Source organism: Hymenobacter arcticus (assembly GCF_054779975.1).
In genome coordinates, this window is sequence record NZ_BAAGXF010000008.1 from 87,796 (window position 1) to 110,099 (window position 22,304).

At 61.6% G+C, this 22,304-nt stretch carries 16 protein-coding genes and 2 tRNA genes; 11 read left to right on the plus strand and 7 right to left on the minus strand.

From position 1 onward, the window contains the following. Positions 1–260 precede the first annotated feature (260 nt). Positions 261–2,891: an ATP-dependent Clp protease ATP-binding subunit gene (locus ACYVGC_RS14630; protein WP_460584584.1), complete on the minus strand. Its 2,631-nt coding sequence runs from the start codon at positions 2,889–2,891 to the stop codon at positions 261–263. Positions 2,892–3,045: 154 nt separating this feature from the next. Then, positions 3,046–3,687 carry a WbqC family protein gene (locus tag ACYVGC_RS14635; protein ID WP_460584585.1) on the minus strand — a complete coding sequence of 214 codons (642 nt, stop codon included), beginning with the start codon at positions 3,685–3,687 and terminating at the stop codon, positions 3,046–3,048. A 149-nt stretch (positions 3,688–3,836) separates the two neighbouring features. On the opposite strand from ACYVGC_RS14635, the gene ACYVGC_RS14640 reads away from it, so the two are divergent. Further along, on the plus strand, positions 3,837–4,712 hold the full coding sequence (locus ACYVGC_RS14640; RefSeq protein WP_460584586.1) for a hypothetical protein: 876 nt from the start codon (positions 3,837–3,839) through the stop codon (positions 4,710–4,712). After that, positions 4,709–5,617 carry a lysophospholipid acyltransferase family protein gene (locus tag ACYVGC_RS14645; RefSeq protein WP_460584587.1) on the plus strand — a complete coding sequence of 303 codons (909 nt, stop codon included), beginning with the start codon at positions 4,709–4,711 and terminating at the stop codon, positions 5,615–5,617. The genes ACYVGC_RS14640 and ACYVGC_RS14645 overlap by 4 nt, the downstream gene beginning before the upstream one ends. Before the next feature lie 86 nt (positions 5,618–5,703). Here the strand turns inward: ACYVGC_RS14645 and ACYVGC_RS14650 are convergent, their stop codons facing one another. Beyond that, entirely contained in the window at positions 5,704–6,336 is a 633-nt protein-coding gene (locus ACYVGC_RS14650) for an L-threonylcarbamoyladenylate synthase (protein WP_460584588.1), read from the minus strand. Positions 6,337–6,539: 203 nt separating this feature from the next. Here ACYVGC_RS14650 and mltG point away from each other — a divergent pair, with 203 nt between their 5' ends. The 5 genes from mltG to ACYVGC_RS14675 all read left to right on the plus strand — a co-directional run bounded on the left by mltG (position 6,540) and on the right by ACYVGC_RS14675 (position 9,950). Then, the gene (gene mltG, locus ACYVGC_RS14655; RefSeq protein ID WP_460584589.1) at positions 6,540–7,628 is read left to right on the plus strand and encodes an endolytic transglycosylase MltG; all 1,089 of its coding nucleotides are present in this window, start codon (positions 6,540–6,542) and stop codon (positions 7,626–7,628) included. Positions 7,629–8,052: 424 nt separating this feature from the next. Next, complete coding sequence (locus ACYVGC_RS14660) at positions 8,053–8,541, plus strand: acyl-CoA thioesterase (protein WP_460584590.1); 489 nt, start codon at positions 8,053–8,055, stop codon at positions 8,539–8,541. A gap of 85 nt (positions 8,542–8,626) precedes the next feature. Continuing rightward, complete coding sequence (locus tag ACYVGC_RS14665) at positions 8,627–9,583, plus strand: YihY/virulence factor BrkB family protein (protein WP_460584591.1); 957 nt, start codon at positions 8,627–8,629, stop codon at positions 9,581–9,583. Between the two features lie 120 nt (positions 9,584–9,703). After that, positions 9,704–9,790: transfer RNA gene (locus tag ACYVGC_RS14670), tRNA-Ser, on the plus strand. A gap of 75 nt (positions 9,791–9,865) precedes the next feature. Beyond that, positions 9,866–9,950 (plus strand) — tRNA-Ser (locus tag ACYVGC_RS14675). Between the two features lie 89 nt (positions 9,951–10,039). Here ACYVGC_RS14675 and ACYVGC_RS14680 read toward each other — a convergent pair. Next, positions 10,040–13,249, minus strand: coding sequence for a M43 family zinc metalloprotease (locus ACYVGC_RS14680; RefSeq protein ID WP_460584592.1), 3,210 nt, complete (start codon positions 13,247–13,249; stop codon positions 10,040–10,042). A gap of 112 nt (positions 13,250–13,361) precedes the next feature. Then, entirely contained in the window at positions 13,362–14,051 is a 690-nt protein-coding gene (nfi, locus tag ACYVGC_RS14685) for an endonuclease V (RefSeq protein WP_460584593.1), read from the minus strand. A gap of 177 nt (positions 14,052–14,228) precedes the next feature. Here nfi and ACYVGC_RS14690 point away from each other — a divergent pair, with 177 nt between their 5' ends. The 4 genes from ACYVGC_RS14690 to ACYVGC_RS14705 all read left to right on the plus strand — a co-directional run bounded on the left by ACYVGC_RS14690 (position 14,229) and on the right by ACYVGC_RS14705 (position 17,368). Beyond that, positions 14,229–14,813 carry a DUF1990 family protein gene (locus tag ACYVGC_RS14690; protein WP_460584594.1) on the plus strand — a complete coding sequence of 195 codons (585 nt, stop codon included), beginning with the start codon at positions 14,229–14,231 and terminating at the stop codon, positions 14,811–14,813. Beyond that, on the plus strand, positions 14,806–15,498 hold the full coding sequence (locus tag ACYVGC_RS14695) for a DUF1990 domain-containing protein (protein WP_460584595.1): 693 nt from the start codon (positions 14,806–14,808) through the stop codon (positions 15,496–15,498). The genes ACYVGC_RS14690 and ACYVGC_RS14695 overlap by 8 nt, the downstream gene beginning before the upstream one ends. A gap of 94 nt (positions 15,499–15,592) precedes the next feature. Next, positions 15,593–16,642, plus strand: coding sequence for an NAD(P)-dependent alcohol dehydrogenase (locus tag ACYVGC_RS14700; RefSeq protein WP_460584596.1), 1,050 nt, complete (start codon positions 15,593–15,595; stop codon positions 16,640–16,642). A gap of 135 nt (positions 16,643–16,777) precedes the next feature. After that, on the plus strand, positions 16,778–17,368 hold the full coding sequence (locus ACYVGC_RS14705) for a DUF4468 domain-containing protein (protein WP_460584597.1): 591 nt from the start codon (positions 16,778–16,780) through the stop codon (positions 17,366–17,368). A gap of 35 nt (positions 17,369–17,403) precedes the next feature. On the opposite strand, the gene ACYVGC_RS14710 is transcribed toward ACYVGC_RS14705, so the two are convergent. After that, positions 17,404–19,722, minus strand: a complete 2,319-nt coding sequence (locus tag ACYVGC_RS14710; protein ID WP_460584598.1) for a zinc-binding metallopeptidase family protein — start codon at positions 19,720–19,722, stop codon at positions 17,404–17,406. 219 nt (positions 19,723–19,941) lie between these two features. Next, positions 19,942–22,284, minus strand: a complete 2,343-nt coding sequence (locus ACYVGC_RS14715; RefSeq protein ID WP_460584599.1) for a T9SS type A sorting domain-containing protein — start codon at positions 22,282–22,284, stop codon at positions 19,942–19,944. Positions 22,285–22,304 lie beyond the last annotated feature (20 nt).

Genomic DNA, 22,304 nt, shown 5'->3' on the forward strand with positions numbered 1-22,304 from the left:
GGGCCCTGCCAGGCTGTAGTGCGTAGGAACAAACGCATGAATGCCCGGCCAGATGAGCCACAGATATACTATCGGAAAGGCCGCTAGCCCGGCTGCCAAGCCAGCGGCTAACACTACTTGGCGCGTCATAATAAAGTAGAAAAAAAGCAGTTACGCAGTGAGTTGCCCGCGAAGAAAGGGTGAATCTCGGATTTAGGAGAAACAAAAAAAAGGCCGGCCCCGCACTGCGAAACCGGCCTTTTTCTTTGGACTAAACTAGCTTACTTCGATTCGCCAGCCTCAGGCTCCGAAGGGGCTTCCTCCGGTCGCTCATCGCTGGCCAGGTTGGGCGCTTCGTCGCTCTTGGCGATGGTGAAGCTGAGTTCCTCAGCACCATCTACATAGTCGGCGGTGATGATATCACCGTGCAGCAGCTGGGCTTTAAGGATTTCCTCGGCAATTGGGTCTTCGATATACTTCTGGATGGCTCGGTTTAGCGGGCGGGCGCCGTACTTGGGGTCGTAGCCTTTATCAGCCACGAAGTCCTTAGCTTTCTCCGTCAGCTCCACTTTGTAGCCCAGCGACAATACGCGACTCAGCAGCTTGCCGAGGCTGATGTCGATGATTTTGTGGATGTCTTTCTTCTCCAGCGAATTGAAGACAATCACGTCATCCAAACGGTTGAGGAACTCGGGCGAGAACGTCTTCTTCAGGGCGTTGGTAATCGTACCCTTGGTTAGCTCGTCCATATTGTCCTGGCGGGCTTTTGTGCCGAAGCCGATGCCAGCGCCGAAGTCCTGCAAGTCACGCGCCCCAATGTTGGAGGTCATGATGATGATGGTGTTGCGGAAGTCTACCTTGCGGCCGAGGCCGTCGGTCAGGATACCGTCGTCCAACACTTGCAGCAGCAGGTTGTACACGTCGGGGTGGGCCTTCTCAATCTCGTCGAGCAGGATAACCGAGTACGGCTTGCGGCGGATTTTCTCCGTCAGCTGGCCGCCCTCTTCGTAGCCCACATAGCCGGGAGGTGCGCCCACCAGGCGCGATACGCTGAATTTCTCCATGTACTCCGACATATCCACGCGAATCAGCGCGTCTTCCTTGTCGAAGAGATAGGTAGCTAGCACCTTGGCCAGCTCCGTCTTACCTACGCCGGTTGGGCCCAGAAATACGAACGAGCCAATCGGCTTCTTAGGGTCTTTCAAGCCCACGCGGGTGCGCTGAATGGCTTTCACCAACTGCTTGATAGCCTTGTCTTGGCCAATCACTTTGCCTTGCAGTTCCTCACCCATGTTGAGCAGCTTCTGGCTTTCGTTCTGGGCCACGCGGTTCACGGGGATGCCGGTCATCATGGCGATTACCTCGGCCACGTTTTCCTCTTTCACCGTGTAGCGCTTCTTCTTGGTTTCGTCTTCCCAGCTCTTCTTCGCCGATTCGAGCTGCTCCAAGAGCTTCTTCTCGGTGTCGCGGAGCTTGGCGGCTTCCTCGTATTTCTGCGATTTCACCACGCGGTTCTTCTCACCTTTGATGTTCTCAATCTGCTCTTCGAGCTTGAGAATATCCTCGGGCACCACAATGTTGTTGATGTGCACGCGGGCACCGGCCTCGTCGAGAATGTCGATGGCTTTGTCCGGCAGGAAGCGGTCGCTCATGTAGCGGTCGCTTAGCTTCACGCACTGCTCAATGGCCTTGTCCGTGTACACCACATGGTGGTGGTCCTGGTACTTATCCTTGATGTTGTGCAGAATCTCAATGGTTTCCTCGGGCGTGGTGGGGTCTACCATCACCATCTGGAAACGACGGGCCAAAGCACCATCCTTCTCAATATACTGGCGGTACTCATCCAGCGTAGTGGCGCCGATGCATTGAATTTCGCCGCGGGCCAGGGCCGGCTTAAACATGTTGCTGGCATCGAGCGAGCCCGAAGCCCCGCCGGCACCCACAATCGTGTGCAGCTCGTCGATAAACAGAATCACGTCGGGCGACTTTTCCAGCTCGTTCATCACGGCCTTCATGCGCTCCTCAAACTGGCCACGGTACTTGGTACCAGCCACCAGCGAAGCCAAATCGAGGGTCACTACGCGCTTGTTGAACAGCACGCGGCTTACCTTCTTCTGGATGATGCGCAGGGCCAAGCCCTCGGCGATGGCGGTTTTACCCACGCCTGGCTCGCCAATGAGAATCGGGTTGTTCTTTTTGCGGCGGCTCAGCACCTGGGCCACGCGCTCAATCTCTTTTTCGCGGCCCACAATGGGGTCGAGTTTGTCTTCTTCTGCCATCTTGGTCAAGTCGCGGCCGAAGTTATCGAGCACCGGGGTGCGAGATTTTTCGCCGGCGCGCTTGGCCCCAGCGCCAGCAGCACCACCCTGGGCACCCTGGCCGCGGCCGCCAGCGCCCTGGCCTTGCCCAAAGAGGCGGTCATCATCGTCGTCAGCCTCCGGGCCGGCCTTGGGGCCGGTCGAGTTCGGAGCGGCGCCGTGGTAGTCGAGCGAGTCGCGCACGGTTTCGTAGTTCACGTTGAATTTGGAAAGAATTTGGGAAGAAATATTGTCCTCATCGCGCAAAATCGAGAGGAGCAGGTGCTCGGTACCAATGATTTCCGACTTGAAAATCTTGGCTTCGAGGTAGGTGATTTTCAGCACCTTCTCGGTCTGCTTGGTCAGCGGAATCGAGCCCGTGATGCTGGTGCCCTGGGTGGAGGCCGTGTTGCGCGTGGCTTGCTCGAGGGCAAACTTCAGCTCATCGGTGGCCACACCCAGCTTTTTGAGCAAGCCCAAGGCCGTGCCTTCGCCTTCGCGAATCATGCCCAGCAGCAGGTGCTCGGTGCCGATGTAGTCGTGGCCCAGCCGGATGGCCTCCTCCCGGCTCAAGGAAATAACCTCCTTGACGCGGTTTGAAAATTTAGCTTCCATGCAAGCAAGATAAAAATAAAACGCAGATAGTAGTTCTACCGAAATAGGAACGAATAGTTGCGCGACGCGAATAAGTGAGGGAATGCGGAATGTGAGAAAAACAAGCGCCTGCGGGCGAAGGTTCGGGCGAAAGTAAATTAGCTAACTGCCTGCCCTACAAAAACTGCCCCGTCGCCGGCCCCTGCATAAACAGCAGGTCCAGCACGCTAAGCCCTGGTACAAATGCGGTACCAAATACCTGCGGGTAGGGCCGGTACGACGGACTGTCAGGTTCGCCCGCGTTGGAGCTTCCCTTGGGTGTCAGGAAGTCTCTTTTATCAAGGAGTGAAGGAGTGAAGGAGTGACTGAGTGAAGGAGTGGGAGCAAGGTACTCGGCCGTGAGCTCAATGGGTAGCGGCCAGCGCAGGCAACGCAGCAGTAGGTGCAGCAGGGCCAGGTTGAGGTCCCAAAGCCGAGCATGTTTCTGGCCGTAGATATCCTGCAAATAATCAACGTAATAGCTAAAGTACGGCGAAGCGCCGTAGGCAGTTTGCATGGTGCGCAGGTGGCGGTGCCGCCAGTTCTGGCGGTAGTCGATTTCGATGTCGCTGGTGCGCACCTTGGCAGCGCGGGCACCATCTACTACCGGCACCGTGAGCGGCTGTGGGCCCTGCGCCGTGAGGATGAGGCAGCGGTTGCGATACGTCTGCTTGTGGTAGTGTTCGTGGGCATCGAGCAGCAGCGCATCGGCAGTTAACAGCTGTTGGAAATAGGCAATGGAGGGCAGGTAGTGCAGCTCGGCAAGGACAACGGACATGCGCGCAAGGTAAAACTGTAAAACGGAGTGGCACTCCGTTAGTCATTGAACGAATTGCGCGGGCGGAAACGGAGTGCCACTCCGTTTTACAAGTCAGTGAGCGGCACGATACTGGCCTTGGTGTAGGCTTACCGCTTATTTTTGTCCCTATGCGCATCCTGCCTTTATCCCTTTCACTGGCCCTGGCCACCACGCTGAGCGCCTACGCCGGGCCGCCGCAACTGCTGCTGCGCGTGGCCAGCTTCCGCAGCCTCGACCAGATTAAGAAGGGCGGGGAAATTGAGATTTCGGTTTCGGTGCCCACCCAGCCGCTCACTTACCGGCAGCGCGCGCCCAAGTCATTTCAGTCGTCGGCGGTGGTTGATTTGACTATCCTGAAAGCTGACGGCAGCACCGCCTGGCAGGAAACCGTGACCCTGAAGCCGCCGGTGCTCAGCGACACCACCATTGCCATTAAAAACCCGCTCAGCTTCCTCAAGCGCGTGAGCTTGCCCGATGGCAGCTACACGCTGCGCGGCCACATCCGCGACCAGTACAACAGCGCCAACGGTGAGGCTACCGTGGAGCTGCCCCTGGCAGTGGAAGCACCTAAAGGTCCGGCATTCAGCGACATCGTGTTCCTGGCGCGGCCCGCGGCCAAGGCCAATGCCGAAAGCGTGTTCAACAGGGGTGGCTACCTGCTCACGCGGGCGGCGAGCGGCTACTACGGCCGCGGGGCTGATAACGTATTCTTTTACACCGAGTTAAATCAGGTGGCCGCTGGTCGGGCCGTGCGGGTGCATTATCACCTGGCTGCCCCCGACGGCACTGCCGCCGATGCCGATGCGCCCGCCGTAACCGTGCAGAGTGGCCGGCCCACCGCCATTGTGGGCCAGCTTCCGCTAGGCCCCATTCCGGCCGGCTCGTTTACGCTCACCATCGAGGCCCGCGACGCGACTACCAACAAAGTGCTGGCCACCCAGAGCCAGCACGGCCAGCGCAGCCTCACCGACTACGCCCCCGCCGGGGCGGCCGTGCCCCGATGAGTGCTCCCCCCCCTGCGCCTTGGTATTATCGGCCCCTGGCCTGGCCGCTGCTGGCGTTGGCTCACCTGCCGCTAGTAGTGCTGCACGCGCTGGCCGGCGGTATCTACTTGCTGCTAAGCTATGTAGTGCGCTACCGCTGGGGGGTGGTGCTCGAAAACCTGCGCAATTCTTTCCCCGAGAAAAGCGAGGCGGAAGTGCGGCGCATTGGCCGGCAGTTCTACTGGCATTTTGCGCAGGTGGTGGTTGAGATTCTTAAGCTGGGGGCCATTTCGCCGGCCGAATTGCAACGGCGCATGCGCTTTGTGAATCCCGAGTTGATGACGCGCCACTTTGCCAATAACCGGTTGGTGCTCTCGCTGGGTTCGCACCGCGGCAACTGGGAGTGGATACTATCGGGCGCGGCCCTGGAGTTTCCGGGTCGGGCGGGGGGCGTATATAAGCCGCTCACCAATAGATTCTTCGAGTATTTTATGCGGCGGCTGCGCACCCGTTTGGGGGCCGATGCCGTGCCCATGCTGGCCACGCTGCGCTACCTCGTGCAGCACCGGGGTCAGGGCCGCACGCTCAGCCTGCTCACCGACCAAGCGGCCAGTAAAGACGACCGCCCGTACTGGACCGACTTTCTGCACCAAGATGCGGGCTTTTACACCAGCGCCGACCGCCTGGCGCAGCAACTCGATTGCGCCGTGCTCTACGTGGGCATCCGGCGCGTACGGCGCGGCTACTACGAGGTGAAATTCACCGAGTTACCCGATGGCCGGGCCGTGGCCGCCGGGGCCAACTCGACCGATGAAGCCCAGCGCTTCCCGGTGACCGAAGCCTTTATCCGGCACCTGGAGGCGGATATTCGGGCCACGCCCGAACAGTATTTGTGGACGCACCGCCGCTGGAAGCACAAGCGGTAAAATGGTAAATGAGTGGGTGAGTAATTAAAAAGAACGTCATGCTGAGCTTGCCGAAGCATGACGTTCTTTTTAACTCAAGTTCCCGCTTACAAGAACTGCTCGATGTCGCCCAGGCCCGAGCGCACGAGGTCAAAGTCGTCGTTGGTGCAGTCGATGATGGTGCTGGGCACGTTGCCGCCGAAGCCGCCGTCAATAACTAGGTCCACGAGCGAGCGGTATTTTTCAAAAATCAGGTCGGGGTCGGTCACGTATTCTTCCAGCGTCTCCTCGCTTTCGCGCACCGAAGTGCTGACGATGGGCGTGCCAAATTCCTTTACAATCTGGCGAACAATCTGATTATCAGGCACCCGGATGCCGACGGTGCTGCGCTTTACGCCGCCGTAGCGCGGAGCGTTGGGGCTGGCTTCGAAGATGAACGTGAAGGGGCCGGGCAGCGCCTTTTTAATGACTTTAAACACCGGCGTGGTGATGCCGTGGGCGTAGTCGCTGATGTGCGACAAATCGTGGCAGATAAAGCTGAGGTTCGCTTTCTCCGGCTTCAAGCCCTTGATGCGGCAGAGCTTCTCCACGGCTTTCGCGTTGTTGATATCGCAGCCAATGCCATAAACCGTATCGGTGGGGTAAATAATAAGCCCGCCTTTGCGCAGCACTTCCACAACTTGCAGAATGCGGTTTTGGGGCGGGTTATCGGGATGGATGCGGAGCAGGGTAGCGGCCATAAAGCAGAAAAAAGACTAAATAAATAAAAGGGGCCAATTGAGGGCAGCCCGTTGGGGCGGGAAAGGTACTACGCCGGGCGGTTTTCGCGCGCCCGGCACCCTTTGGTGAGGGCTTATAAGCAAAAGTGCCGCCAGTTGTTTCTGCGGGGCACGCTTCCCTGCCGGGCCGGGCGTTAATTTTGAGCGATTTATTTCCTTGCTTTATGTCCGAACCTGTCAAAAAGTCTGCCCACGAGTACCGCGCCGACTCCATCAAGCGCCGCAACCGCTTCGCCACCGTGAGCGTGGTATTGGGGCTATTTCTGGTTTGCTTCTCGTATTATTTCTTCCAGATTTTTTACACGGCCAACGTCGATACCAAGGACCGGCCAGTGTACGTGTACATCCACAAGGGCGACGACTGGCAGAAGGCCCTGCGCAGCACCGAGAACACGGGCGCTATTATCGACAAGCTGTCGCTGCACCTCGTGGGCAAGCTCATGGGCTACAACAAGCCCGGGGCGGTGAAGCCCGGCCGCTACGAACTCATTCATAATGCTACCAACCGCCAGGTAATCAACTTGTTGAAATCGGGTCGGCAAACGCCGCTCAAGCTCACGTTCACCAACGTGCGCCTGCGCCACGAGCTGGCCAGCAAGCTCAGCAAGCAGATTGATGCCAAACCCAAGCAGATTGACTCGCTGCTGAGCAGCCCCAACTATACCAAGAGCCTGGGCTTCGACACCACCACGGTGCTTTCCATGTTCATCCCCAACACCTACGAGCTGTACTGGAACACCTCGGCCCAAAACCTCATGCAGCGCATGAAAACGGAGTACGAGAAATTCTGGACGCCCGAGCGCGACGCCGCCCGCGAGAAGCTGGGCCTCACCCGCGTGCAGGTGAGCACGCTGGCCAGCATTGTGGAGGCCGAGCAGCAGCAGCACGCCGATGAGCGCCCCCGCATTGCGGGCGTGTACCTCAACCGCCTCAAGCGCGGCATGAAGCTGCAAGCCGACCCCACCGTGGTGTACGCCAACGGTGATTTCGGCATCAAGCGCGTGCTCAACGTGCACCTGCAAAAAGACTCGCCCTACAACACCTATAAGTACGCGGGCCTACCGCCCGGCCCCATCAACCTGCCCAGCATTGCCAGCATCAACGCCGTGCTGCACCCCGAAGCCAACGACTACCTCTACTTCTGCGCCAAGGAGGATTTCAGCGGCTACCACGCCTTCGCCGCCAACGAGCAGCAGCACCTCGTGAATGCGCATCGCTACCAGGCGGCGCTCACGCGGGCGGGTATCCGGTAGCACAGGCGGGCTAGTTGCTTGATAACAAGCGCATTGGTGAGCTATTTGGTGGCGTAGCTTTCGTAACGGCCCCGACGCTTTCCGCTTCTTCTGGCTCGGCAGCATTTTGGGTATGCACGGTTAGGCCGAGCAAGGTAAGTAGCAGAAAGGCAAGGTAATAGCGAAAGTTTGGGGCTTGATTCACGGCTCGGCAGTAGTTAGTATGAGTGTGCTTGCAAAGCTACCGGGCTAAAAGAAGCAGCTGTAAAATTTTGACTTAATACAATAAATTTTTGGATGAACAGTGCTTTCTGCTAGTTGAAGCAACTTGCACTGCTTCTCAGCTTGCCAAGTTTGCAGGCTAGCTCTAGGCTTCTTTCAATAGTCTCCGCGCGCAGCTTTTAGCAGTAAGTATTCCCAGTCTCTCTCGCTTTTACTCGTAAAAATGTACCAAGCCGATATCCAAATCCGCGTGCGCTACGCCGAAACTGACCAGATGGGCTACGTGTACCACGGCAACTATGCAGCGTACTTTGAGGTGGCCCGCACCGAGTCGTTTCGGCAGCTGGGCATTCGCTACAAAGACCTGGAAGGGCAGGGGGTGGGCATGCCGGTGGGCGAGCTGCAAACCCGCTTCCGTCGCCCCGCCCGCTACGACGACCTGCTGACTATCCGGGTCATGCTGCGCGAATTGGCCGAAGGCTCGCGGGTGAAATTTGAGTACGAAATCCGCAACGAGGACGAGGAATTGCTCACGGTAGGCTACACGCTGATGGTGTTTGTGAGCACCGCCACCGGCCGTCCCGTGCCCATCCCCGAAAGTGTGCGCGCCAAGCTAGCGCCGTACTTTGCCGACGGTGACGCCGACCTGCCGCTGGGTGCCGGCCGCGCTACGCCCGACGATGCCCCCGCCCCGGCGGCTTTTGGTAAATGAGTAGTTGAGTAAATGAGTAAGGGAAGCGCCTGAACTCATTCGCCAGCTCGCTCATTTACCCAGCTACTCATTTACTCATTTACCGATGCTTGCTCCTCCCGCCCGCCGCCGCGCCGTGCTTGATGTGCGCCGCCACCGCGCTTACCGCACGCTGCTGGCCTGGGGCAAGCGCCAGCGCATGCGCGGCGGCCGCATCTCGCTTTATGAGGTAGGCGAGCGCATTCTGCACGAGCTGCGCCACGACTCGCTGGAGAAGCGCGCCGCCTACATGGCATTCAACCTCACGCTGGCGCTGTTTCCGACCATCATTTTCCTGTTCACGCTCATTCCCTACATCCCGGTGCCCAACTTGGATATAGACATACTTCAATTTCTGGCCGATATTATGCCCCACGAACTGTACTCGGCCACGGCGGGCACCATCGAGGACATTGTGCGGATTCCGCACGGCGGGTTGCTGTCGTTCGGGTTTGTGACGGCGCTGGTGCTGAGCAGCAACGGCATTATGGCGCTGCTCGACGCGTTTGAGAAGAAATACCCGTGGTTCAAACACCGCGGCTATTTCCATAAACGATTGATTGCCACTGGTTTAACTTTCATGCTGGCTCTGATTTTGGTGATTGCCATTGCTGGCATTTTTTTCGGCACGTTCATCATCGACGCGTTGGTATTTTACGAGATTGTGCCCGAAAGCTCCACCGAATTCATGATTCTGGTGCTGCGCTATGGCTCGCTCATCGGGCTTTTTTTGACCACTACCTGCGTCATTTACTACTTCGTGCCGCCGGTGCACGACAAATGGCCCTTCGTTTCGAACGGGGCGCTGGTGGCCACGTTGCTCATCTTTCTGGTGTCATTTCTGTTCACGCTCTACGTGCGCATCTTCAACTCCTATAACACGTTTTACGGCTCCATTGGGGCGCTGGTGGGCTTCATGGTGTGGCTGGAATTTGTGTGCATGACGCTCATTATCGGCTTTGAGGTGAACGTGAGCATCGATGCCGTGACCGGCCGGCTGGGTTTAGGCAAGAAGGAGGAGTAAGGAATTTGGGCTTGATACTGAGCATAGTAGCAGAATTTCAAATAAATTTTCTACCTTCCTTATTTCTCCTTCCTGATTCGTTCCTACTTTTGCAGCCCCAACCACTGGTTTGGGACCTTTAGAGAGGTGGCAGAGTGGTCGAATGCGACGGTTTCGAAAACCGTTATACCGGCAACGGTATCGGGGGTTCGAATCCCCCCCTCTCTACGAAATGGTGAAATAGTAATCTGATGAAGTGGCTTCCACTCTTCATCTAATTGCCGTTTTACCATTTCACTTTTTAGAGAAGTGGCAGAGTGGTCGATTGCGGCGGTCTTGAAAACCGCTGACTGTTACAGGTCCGGGGGTTCGAATCCCTCCTTCTCTGCTGAAGCAAAAGCCCCGTTTCCAAGCTGGAAACGGGGCTTTTGCTTTTTTGGCCGGCTGATAATAACGGCGGGCGGGTGCGACCCGCCCCTACTGGCGCACCACGTTGAGGCGGGCGGTTTGGGCGGCTTGCTGCACCAGCAGCACGTACTTGGCGGCCCGCAGCTGGCCCGAGCCGGGCAGGCTAACAGTGCTGGTGCCCACCTCTACCGTGGCCACCGAGTGGTGGTAGATGACGCGGCCCAGCACGTCATAAAGCTGCACGGTGAGCGGCCCGGCGGTGGCCGTGGTCACCTGAATTGACAGGCCATCGTCGCCAAAGGGCACCGGGAACGCGTTGATGGCGTAGGTAAGCGTGGCTGGGGCGAGCGGCGCGGTGGCGCTGGCCAGCGTCCAGCGGCCTTGCAGGTCGGTGACGTAGGCGCGCGCTACGGTGCGGGCGGCGGCATCACGCTGGGTGGCGCCCTCGTTGCTCCAGGTAGCACCGCCATCGGTCGAGCGATAGGCGGTTAACTGACTTTCAGTTAAACCATTAAGCTCATGTGGCAAATACTGCTGCGTGAGTGTGGTACCCTGCAAGCCCCGGCTGGCGGCCGCCGTAATATCGAAGTAGCGGCCGATGCTGCCCGCGCCGGCCGTGCCCTGGGGCTGGCCGGTGGTGCGCACCACGGTAGTAGCGCCCGGTGCGTAGGCCGGGGCCAGCACCAGGCCCAGGCCACCAAAATTCTCGGGGTCGATGCCCAGGGTGCGGGTGGTTTGTACGTGGCCCAGCACGTAGCTGGCGTCGGTTTCGCTGATGGTAGCGATTGGGCTTATAGTCAGTGTATTAGTGCCAGTTGTCAGCACCGGGCCGGCCAGCGTGAGGGCCTGCGTAATGGTGGCCGCGCCAATCGTTTTGGGGCCGGTACCGCCGATGAGCAGGGTTTGGTAAGTGGCGGGGCGCAGGCTTTGGGCTACGGTGCTGCGGGTGGCCACGGTGCCGCCGGTTTGGGTGAGAGGGCCGCTGCCAAGGTAGTCGCCGTAGAGGGCCAGCTCGCCGGCGGCCAGCGTGAGGCCGCCCTGCTGGGTGAGGGTGCGCACCTCGGCCACGCCGCTGCCGATAGTGGGGTAGGGCGTGGTGCGCCCGGCCGGAATGAGGGCATCGGTGGTGCGGGTGGGCACGCAGCCGGCCCAGTTGGCGGCGTCAAACCAGTTGCCGTTGCCGGTGGCGCCGGTCCAGGTGGGGGTGGTCAGGCGCACGCCGATGGTGTCGCTGGCAGTGCACGCCAGGCCGGGGCTGCTGAGGGTGAGGCGGTAAACGGATGATTGCGTGGGGGTTACCGTGAGGGTGGGCGTGGTGGTGACGGCCGGCAGGCCATCGCCGCTTACCAGGCTCCAGGCGTAGGTGTAGGTGGCGGGGGTGCCGGTAACTGCCACGTTATCAAGGGCCCAGAAGTAACCCCAGCTGGCGGCGTAGTGCCAGCGCAGCTGCACGCGGGGCTGGTTTAGATAGGCACTCAGGTCGATGGTAGCCAGGGCGGGCGATGTAGCCGTGCCTTGGTCGGCGAAGTAGGTGGCTACGGCGGTCCAGCTAGTGCCGCCGTTGGTCGAAACCTCCACTGTGGCTTGGTCGCTGGGGTCGTTGCGGTAGTAGTGCTGGAAGGTGACTAGCAGCGTGCCGTAGCCGGTGGTGCTGAACGCGGGCGAGGTGAGGGTAGTATTGGTACTGGAGCCCGCCCCGCCGATATCGGAGTTGGCCAGCGCGAAGCGGCTGCCATCCAGCGAATAGTTATCCAGCGCTACGTACTGGCTGGTGTAGGTGAAGGGCGCAGTCCGGTACTGCCAGGCGGTGCTGGCCAAGCCGGTGCTGGCCAGCGTCCAGCCGGGCGCGGTGCCGTTGAAATCTTCGTTGGGTAGCGTGCCTGCCACCGCGAGGTTGGTGGCCGACAGCGTAACCTGCCCGCCGGCGCATACGGCCGCCGGCCGCGGGGCCAGCGCGGGCTTGGGCGGCGCGGGGCTCACCACTACGGTGGTGCGGGCTGTGCCGGGGCACGCCCCGCTGTTGTTGGAAACAGTGACGGTGTACGTGCCGGCCATCGTGGCCGTGAGGTCGGGGAGGGTGGGGTTTTGCTGGGTGCTGGTGTAGCCATTGGGGCCGTTCCAGAGGTAAGTGGCCCCGGCCGGGCCGGTGGCCAGCAGGCGCGTGCTGCTGCCGGGGCAGGCGGCCCCGCTGTTGGCAGCAGTGGCAGCTAATATGCTGGTACACAGTGCTGGTGAAGCGAGCAGGCTGGCGCGCCGCGCGGTGCCGACGGCCATCACGGCCTGCATCCGGTTCTTTTGGTCGGCCGAAAACAGCTGCAAGCAGGCGTCGTTCGAGTAGTCCATGTAGTTCATGAACATGTCGCCATTGGGCCCATTCGAGCACGTGACGTGCGGAAAGCTGGGGCAGCCGGTATTGCTGGTTTGCTGGGTGGGCGTGTCCAGGCAATAGTCGTCGCCGCAGTTGTCGTCGCCCCAAATGTGGCGCAGCCCCAGCCAGTGGCCCAGCTCGTGGGTGAGCGTGCGGCCCTTGTTGTAGTCAGTGGTGAGGGTGCCCACGCGCCCAAACGCCGAGTACAGAATCACCACGCCGTCGGTTTCGGCGGTGCCACCCAGGGGGCTCAGGCCGCTCAGGTTGGCCGTGTTATCCGGAAATTGGGCGTAGCCCAGCAACCGCCCGCCCAGGTTCAGCACCCAGATGTTGACGTACTGCGCGGGGTCCCAGTCGGTGCCCGGCTTGATGGTGCCGTCGATGTAGGCCTGCGTGTAGGGTGGGGCATCGAAGCCCTTGGCGTTGCGGTTTACGCGGTCGATGCCCGGCTCGGGCATGGTGGCGCCGCTGGGGTCGCGCTGGGCCAGGGCAAACTGAAACTGGGCATCGGCCCGCAAGGGCTGGAAGGGGCTGGGCACCAGCGCTCCGTCGGCGTTCAGGTTGCGGTAGTCCTCGTTGAGCACGTCGAGCTGTGATTGCACCTGGGCCTGGCTGATGTTAGTGCCCGTGCCCACGGCCTCCCCGTCATTAATAATGTGTACCACCACCGGCAGCGTGTAGGTAACGGCCGCGGTGCGCAGGGCCAGCGGGGCCGCCCCGCCCGCCAGCTTGGCTGAGCTATAGCCCGGTTGCTTGCGCCGGAGGGCCGCCTGCTGCCAATTGTCGGCGGCCTGGGTGGCGCAGGTGCGCGGGCCGGGGCTGGGCAGCAGCTTTTGCGCCGTGCCGGCCCGCGGGACCAACAGCGCCACGGCCAACCAAAACCCCACCAGTACCGCGCCGCGATTCCACATAAAAACTGCCTTGATAACGAAAGCCGCATCAGACGAAAACGGCTCACAGTAAAGCTAAGGCCGGATTTTGGGATAACTGATGAAGTGGGCGGCCACCTGGCCCGCGCCCTACTCAGCGCACTTCTTTTTTGAACTGCTCGGCCCAATAGTCAGCCAGGCGGGTGGGCTCGGGCAGCTTGTAGCCGCGCAGGCAGGCCAGGGTGAGGCGGGTGGCGGTGGCCTGGTCGCAGCGGTGGCCGGGGCTCACGAAGAGCGGTAATATCTTGTCTTTGCTGCGGATAACTTCGCCAATCAGCTCGCCCGTTTTGGCATCGGTGAGCGGGGTGATGCTCCCTTTTTCGGGGGCGGGCTCTTGGAAGGTGCCCGTAAGCTTTTGCTTAGCCACACCGAAGGTGGGCATGTCGAGCAGCACGCCCAGGTGCGCGCCAATGCCCACCCGGCGCGGGTGCGCAATACCGTGGCCATCCACCATAATCACGTCGGGCTTAGTAGTCAGCTTGGCGAAAGCCTGAATGACGTTGGGCGCTTCGCGGAACGAGAGGAAACCCGGCACGTAGGGCATAGTCACGGGGCCGTAGTTGTACACTTTTTCCACCAGCTCCAGCGATGGGAATTTCAGCACTACGAATACCGACAAAATGGTGTCGGGCGTGGGAAACGACGAGTCGCAGCCCGCAATCAGGCGCGGCTCATGGGCCAAGGGTTCAGCGCGCACGCGCTGGCGCAGCTCGTTTTGCTGCGCAGTGAGGCTGCGCACCAGCTCGGGGTCGGGCGGCGGGCCGGGTGGGCGGTAGTAGGCCATTAGTTGTGGAAAAGAAGTGAGTAGTAGCGGGTTAAAGGTTGCCCAGGCGCGGGACCGCGCCTGGGCAACCTTTCTTTTTTAATTGCGCTACGTAAGCAACGACAAGAAGGGGCCACGCTACCTTTCTACGCGCCGCAATGCGTTAGGTAAGCTATTGATTACTTATTAGTTAGAAATATGTCCGATTCTCACGCCTCCGAGCAGCCCGCTGCGCAGGGCGCCGGCCCCGAGCTGACGCGCCGCTACTACCTCGATGTGGAGCGCCCGCGCCTGTCGCCCGCGCAGCTCATGGCCGCGGTGCAGGCCGACCTACCCAGCTTTTCGCCCGGCTTACTAGCCGATTTTGAGCGCACGCAGGGCGCGGAAGGCGCGCTGCAAGTGGGCGACGAGTTTCACATCAAAATACTAGGCCCCTGGAACGGCAGCGTGCGCGTGACCAAGGTGAGTGCTACCAGCTTCGAGCTGGTGACGCTGGAAGGCCACCCCGAGGCCGGCACCATCTGCTTCGAAGCACATCGGCTTGACGACCAACCCAATGCGCTGCGCTTCGAAATTCGCTCGCTGGCCCGCTCGCGCGATGGGCTGGTGGCTTTTGCCTACGACACCATTGGCGGCGGCAAGCTGATGCAGGAGGCCACCTGGGTGGAGTTTTGCGAGCGCGTGGCCCAAGCCATCGGCGGCCAGGCGCTAGGCCCGGTAGTGGTCGAAACCACGCGTCACGCCGAGGATGGTACTGTTAGCCAAACCGTTGTCCATGAGTAGCCTCACTGCCCTGCCCGGCTCGCCGCCCGCCGCCCCGGCCGCCTGGGAAAAATACCGCGACCTGCTCGCTACCTACGCCCACACCAAGGTCAACTACGACTACCAGGACCAGCGGGAATACACCCCGGCTACCGGCTGGCGGCTCGACGACTACGCCACCGACCTGCCCGCCGAGGCCCCCGGTCCACCCGAGGCGAGTGGCTCGTTTGCCGCGGCCCAGGACGTGCTGCGCCGCTACGCCTTCCCGCCGCCCAACTTGATTACGGGCTATTTTGACCCGCAAAAGCCTTTGAATGAGCGTGTTATGGTATTGCGGGCGCACTTTCTGGTGTTCAACTTTTACTTCGGGGTGCGGGTGGCCGACGTTATCGACGAGCAAGCGCAGCCCGGCCCCAATGGCTCCGAGCAGGTGTGGGGCTACGGCTACCGCACGCTGGAAGGCCACTTCGAGAAGGGCCAGATTAACTTCTCGGTTCACAAAAACCTGACGACCGGCGCGGTGCAGTTTCGCATTCACGCCGTGTCGCGGAAAGGGCACATCCGCAATCCGCTTTACTGGCTGGGGTTCAAGGTGTTCGGGCGGGCGTTGCAGCGGCGGTTTGCCCGGCAGTCGCTGGGGCGGATGCGCGGGCTGGTAGCCGAGGCGCTGGCCCAGCCCCAAACAAAGCCAGGGGCGGCGGGTTAAGCCCCTACTCTACGCAAAAGCGCCGCCGTGGTCCCCTGGGCTCCTGCGGCATTTTTGTGAGGAAACTACTATCTATTTCTAGACCAAGCGTTTAATGTCAACTACTAAAGCTTATGCGGCTCCCGCCGCTAGCATCCCCTTGGAGCCCTTCCAGCTGGAGCGCCGCGCCCCCGGTGCCCACGATGTGCAAATTGATATCCTGTTCTGCGGCGTGTGCCACTCCGACCTGCACCAAATCCGCGATGAGTGGGGCGGCTCGATTTTCCCGATGGTACCCGGCCACGAAATCGTGGGCCGCGTGTCGGCCGTGGGCGACCACGTAAAAGGCTTCAAAGTAGGCGACCTCGCCGGCGTGGGCTGCATGGTGGACTCGTGCCGCGAGTGCTCGTCGTGTAAAGAAGGCCTGGAGCAATACTGCGAAACCACCGGCATGGTGGGTACCTACAACAGCCGCGAAATCAAAACCGGCCAGCCCACCTACGGCGGCTACTCGCAGAGCATTGTGGTGGATGAGAAATACACCCTCAAGGTGAGTGAGAAGCTCGACCTGGCCCGCGTGGCCCCGCTTCTGTGCGCAGGCATCACCACCTACTCGCCCCTGCGCCAGTGGAAAGTGGGCGCCGGCCACCGCGTAGCCGTAATGGGCCTCGGCGGCCTCGGCCACATGGCCGTGAAATTTGCCGTAGCCCTCGGCGCCGAAGTAACGGTGCTCAGCACCTCGGCTGGCAAAGAAGCCGATGCCAAAGCCCTGGGTGCCCACAAGTTTGTGGTAACCAAGGACAAGGAGCAGTTTAAGTCGGTGAATAACTACTTCGACTTCATCATCAACACCATCTCGGCCCAGATTGACCTTGGCTCGTATGTGAACCTGTTGCGCCTCGATGGCACGATGATTTTGCTGGGTGTGCCCACCGAGGCCCCGCAGCTGCACGCCTTCAACCTCATTGCCAAGCGTCGCCGCGTGGCCGGCTCGCTCATCGGCGGCATCGCCGAAACGCAGGAGATGCTGGACTTTTGCGCCGAGCACAACATCATGTCGGATATCGAGGTAATTGATATTCAGCACATTAATGAAGCCTACGAGCGCATGCTGAAAGGCGACGTGAAGTACCGCTTCGTAATCGACGTGGCTTCGCTGAATTAAGCAGCCGTAGCGTAGCAGCTAGCCCGCTAGCGCAGTAGAAGGCCGTGCCATTAGTGGCGCGGCCTTCTTGCGTTTGGGGCCCGCCGCCCGGCCCCGGCCACCAACTATTGGCAGGGGCTTTGCGTAGCCAAGGGTATGAAAATCCTTTTGATAATGCTTTGTTTGGGGGCGGCGCTGGGCGCGGTGCCCGCGCAGGCACAGGTAAAGTTGCCCAAGCTGCACGGCTGGGTGAGCCCGCTGCCCGTTGATTCGGCCACTGGCAAGGTGTCGTACAAAGCGGTGGTGCAAGTGCCCGGCGTGTCGTCGGCCGAGCTGTATAAGCGGGCCAAGCAATGGTTTGCCAGCGCCCCCAGCACCACCAAAATGCCCCTGCAAACCGATGATGCCGCGGGTGGCCGCCTGGTGGGCCAAACCGGCGAGCTGGTGATGCAAAGCTTCCTGGGAGCCAACGTGCAGGTGCCGCTCTGGCGCACCATCACCATTGAGGTGAAGCCCGGCCGCTTCCGCTACCAGGTCACTGATTTTGCCTTCGACAGCGGCAAAGGCCTGGGGGCCGTCACGCCCATCGAGAACTACCTGAAGCCCAACGCCCTCACCTTCGACGCCAACGGCTACCCGCAGCCGGTGCTGCAATCCACTATCGAGGCCATTCAGCGTAGTGGCCGGCAGCAAGTGAGCACCATCCGGCAGCGCGTGAGCGGCAAGGGCACGGATGATAACTGGTAGTCTATTAAAGACTTATGTAGAATACGGCTTCTTTGCTATAGCTTGAATTCCTGCCGCACCTGCGTAGTAAAGCTGTTGTAGCCCGGCGCGGGCACCACCGTAGCCGGCAAGGAGAAAAGCCCAGGTGGCAGCCCCAGCTGGCGCGTGGTAACGGCCAGCTGTAACGGCCCGCGTCCGGCCAGGGCTACCACGAATACTTCGCCAGCTGGGCGCGGGGCAAAGAAGGAAATGGTGAGCGGGCCCGCTGCCGGTCGCAGGCTAGCGGCCGGCAGCGGGTGGCCGGCCACCCGCAATGCTCGCAGCTGAGGGGCATTGCTGATAACCAGGCTCAGGCTGCTCACCTCCGGCTGGCCGGGCGTTAGGCGCAGCCGCAGCCAGCGCCGGCCGGCTACCAGGCTGTCGGCCAATACGATAAACGTAGGGGCGGCTAGCGTCAGCCGGGGCGCGGCCTGGTACAGAATGGGCGCAGCCGATGGGTAGAGCGTCGGCAGCGGGCCGTAGTGCGGCTGAGTGAGCACCTGCTTGGTCCAGGCATCGGGCCGAGCGGCGGCCGATAACCAGTAGGCTTGGCCGCGGGTGGCATCGAGGGCGTAGAAAAGGTGGGTTTGCTGGGGCTGGTCGGCCGTGGGCTGGCGGGTGGCGTGGCCTGTTGCCAGCGCCGCAACCATCGCCGCTAGGGCCAGCCCCGGTAGGCCCCAGTCAATGGCGGGCCGCCGGCCCCCGGCCGTGGGCCCGCTCAACACAGGCAGTAGCAACGGGAGCAGCAGCCCTAGCAGCACCGTTAGCAGCACCAGCGCTATCAATACCAGTGCGCCCAACCCAAAGATTATCAACAGTAAATACAGCACTTGGCCCAGCAGCGCCACGGCCGGTAGTGCCAGCAGCCCCGCCGCCAGTCCCGGCATTTGGGGCCGGGTGCGGCTGGCCGTTTGGCGTAGCCGCAGGCCCCAGGCCAGCGTGGCCGCCAGCAGCGGCCAGCTCAGCAAAAAAGCCGATGAGGGAGCCCGCCATTGTAGCAGGCCCAGCAGCAGGGCCACCACCAGTAGCGCCCCGCCCGCCAGCGCGCCAGGCCGCACGTAGCGGCTCAGCCAGCCATAGTAGGCAGCAAAAACGGCCAGGCCCAGTGCCAGCAGCGCCGCCTGGTAGGCCAGCGCATTGTAGGCCGCGTGGTCGTAGAACGCGCTGTACTGCGGGTAGGTGGCGGCCACCAGCGCCAGCAGGCCCCAGCCCGCCGCCAACACCAGCAGTAGCCCGCCCAGCCAGGCCAGCGCCCCGCCCAACAAGCTACTCCAGCACAGGCTACCCCAAAACTTAGCCAGTGTTAATGTGCTGACTAGCAATAGAATGGTAACAGCCGAAATGCCCAGGTTCCAGCTGGCTGGGTAGTGTATCAGCCAGGTGCCCAGGGGGTTGAAAAACGTTTCGTCGGGGGCCTTGGTGTGGACCAGTGAAATGCTGCCGAAGTGCCGCACCAAGCTCAGCATGTAGGAGCCGTGGTGTTGCAGCGAGCCCAGGCTGAGGTGGCCGGGCGTATCGGCCGGACTGTGGTAGAACGGGTAGCCGGCCACGAAGGCGAAGTTGAGCCCCGTGAGGCCCGCTTGGCGCAGCGGCGTGAAGTCGGTATTATTAGGCAGGTGCCGGTAGGCTTCGTAAAACAGCGACGACGCGATGGGCGCGGGCGCGGCCTGGGCGTATTCGCGCATTACCCAGCCATTGTCGGGGCTCACCTCGAAGGTGAGGCTGGGCCCGGCGTTACCCCGGCCTTCAAAGTTGAGGGCCACGCCCACCGTGCGGCGCAGGCGGGCCGTGTCAGCGGCGTAGGCGCGGGCCCCCAGCAAGCCAGCTTCCTCGCCATCGCTGAATAGCCAGATAACGTCGTTGGCCAGCGGCGGGCCGGCGCGCAGTGCCCGCAGGGTTTCGAGCATGGCCGCCACGCCCGCGCCATCGTCGCCGGCGCCGGGCGCGTGGGGCTGCGAATCGTAGTGGGCCAGCACCAGCACGGCCTTGCCGCCCGGCTGCCGGCCGGGTAGCCGCGCTACCACGTTTTGAACGCGGGCGGCCGTAACCTGGCCGTCGTCAACCACTAAAATGCTGGTATCCTGCATGGTAGCGGCCACGCCAAGCGCCCGGCAGCGGCGCAGCAGGTAGTCGCGCACGGCGGCCTGGGCCGGTGAGCCCAGCGGGTGGGGCTGGCGGGCCACCACGGCCACCTCGGCCAGGGCGCGGGCGGCCGAAAACTCAGTGGCCGGCGCCGTGGCTGGTACCGGGCGCGGCGGCCGAATCAGCAACACCACCAGCCCGGCAAACAGCGCCAGCCCCAGCAGCGGTAGCCAACGGAAAAAAGGTGCGTTCATACTACCCGCAATTGGCTTGCCCTGTGAAATTCAGAGACAAAGCAACTGCTTTTCAGGCAGTATTACAAGTTATTCACCCTAAGGGCCTAAGCGAGTGCCTAGTGTAGGGCTTGCAAGCATAAGCAAGAAAGCCGGGGGTAGCGGCGCGGCAGCCGGAGTTACCCAGCCGCCGCGCCGCTACCCCCGGCTTATCTGTTCAGCAACCGCTGCCTCGTGGGCTTACAGCTTCACGAAGCGGGCGTGGCGGGCGGCCTGGCCCGGCACCTGCACCGTTACAATGTACACGCCGGGCGTAAGCCGCGCTACCGGCAGGCTCAGTGCGGCGTCGCTGCTGGCCTGGGTGGTGAAGTGCAGCAGGCGCTGGCCCTGGGTGTTGATTACGGCTACTTCGAGGCCAGCTTGCCCGGCTTCGGCCAGGGTCACCGACAGGTTATCGCCCGTTACGGGCACGGGGCTCAGCTGCAACTCGCCAGCGGCCAGCGCGGCCAGGCGGGTTACCACGGCTACCGGCGAGTAGGTGATGGTGCCGTCCTGGTCTTCCTGGCGCAGGCGGTAGTAGGCCAGCGGGCTAGCCATGGCAATAGTAGCCAGGCTTTTATCCGTAAACTCATAGGTGCTGCCCACCGGCTGGCCCGTGGCGGCTACGAAGCCCACCGGCTGCCACGCCCGGCCGCTACCCAGCTGGCGCTCAATGCCAAAGCCCCGGTTGTGGAGCTCGGTAGCCGTGACCCAGCGCAGCAACGCCGCACCCTGAGCCGTAGCCTTGGCCGTAAAGCTCACCAGCGTGACCGGCAGGGGAGTGGCCCCGCTGCTAAACGTAATCATCGCACCATCAGCTAGTTGCGTGAGAGTCGCGGAAATGGTATGGTCGGTTGTGTTGGCCGAGGGCGGCGTGGTGAGGCGCGTGTAGGGCGGGGTGCCGGTGGCCGAGCCGTACAGGGCCAGGTCGCTTTCCGCAATGCCGTTCAGTTCGTCGAGGCGGTAGCCCACTTGCAGCAACACGCTGAGGTTGGTAGCGTTCAGGCCAGGGCCGTCCAGCTTAAAGTAGCGCTGCGAGCTGTTGCCCGCGCCGCCGCCCACCCCCGTGAGCGTGCTGCCCGTGGTGCGCGTCACCGTTACGCTGCCCACCGGCCCCGAGGTGTTTTGAGGCGTGAGGCTGAAGCCGATGTTGCCAAAACCCTTGGTGCCCGCGCCGCCACCGCCCACTGGCTGCGTTATTCTAACCTGGCCAATGAGGTGGCTGCTCGGCTGCTCGTTGGTAAGCCGCGCGTTGGCATCGAGGTCCACCACGTTGCCGCCCGTTACCAGGTTGCCCCCTATAAAATTCAGTTGGTTGATAACGAAGATGTTGCTGTTGAGCGTAACGGCCGCGTCCGGGCTGTTGAGCGTGAGGTAGTTGAAGGGAATGACGTAACCCGCCGCCGCGCTGGTCGACCGGATGAGGTGCGGCGCGTTATTGCCCGTGAACGTAACGGTGCGCACATTGGGCTGAAACGTGCCGGGCGACGACACGCCGTTGGTCACCAAAAAGTCCTGGCCCACGGTGAGGTCGCCGCCCTCGCGGCCCGAGAGAAAGAATTGCCCGCCGCGCAGGTCCACGTTTTCACGCACGTTCAGGGGCTTGTCGGTGGTGTTCATGCTCAGCAGGCCGCCCGTCACCCGGATGTTGCCCACGTTGGTAGTGCCAAATACGTCGGCGTTGCTGCCGTTGCCAAAAAATACTGACCCATCGCCCACTACCAAGCTGCCGTTAATCAGCCAGTTGCCTTTCGTTTCGCCCCGGCTGATTTGCTGCTCAGGGGTATTCATCGTGAAGTCCCACACCTCAATACTGCCAAAGTTGTTGACATTGCCCCGGCCCGGAAAGGTGTAGCTTCTGAGCGCAAACGGCTTAGTGGCGTTGCCGCTGGCCGTGTTGGCCACCGTGTAGTAAAACTCAACGGCCGGCGTAGTCCCGCCGTTACCACCTTGCGACAGCGGGTTTAGCGGGGCCTGGTCGTAGCGAAAGTTGCCGTTGCCATCCTGGGCATTTACCTCGTAGCCCAGCCAGTTAAACGCCACCGGAATGCCGCTGCCCCCCGTGAGGGTGGCCCAGCTCAGCTTCACTTCGCGCTGGATGCCCGTGTTCGATACAGCCAGGCCAGCAGTGATGGGGGTGCTCCAGCCACCTGCCCCGTTGAGGCGGCTCACCTCAACCGTATTACCCCTGAACAACACCCGCGCATCGGCCCGGAAGGGCAGCGTGGGCGTTACGAAGAAGTCGCTAACGCCCTGTACGTTGCCATTGGCGTTGCCGCCGCTCGTCACGGGCAGGTTGGGGTCGAGGTCGAGGTAAACAATGATGGGCTCCTCACTCCGGCCCCCGGTTTTGGCCACGTACAGGTTGGTGGCGTCCCAGGTCATGTACCAGTTGCCGCCATTGGCGGCAGCAAAAAAGTTGCCGCTGTACTCATCACCATTGATGTTGCCATCCTGGGTGGCAGTGGCGTATTGGGCGTGGCTGCTGAGGGTTTGCAAGAGCAGAACCAGCAGGGTGACTAGTGAGTAAAAGTGCTTTTTCATAGAAAAAATGAGATTATTTA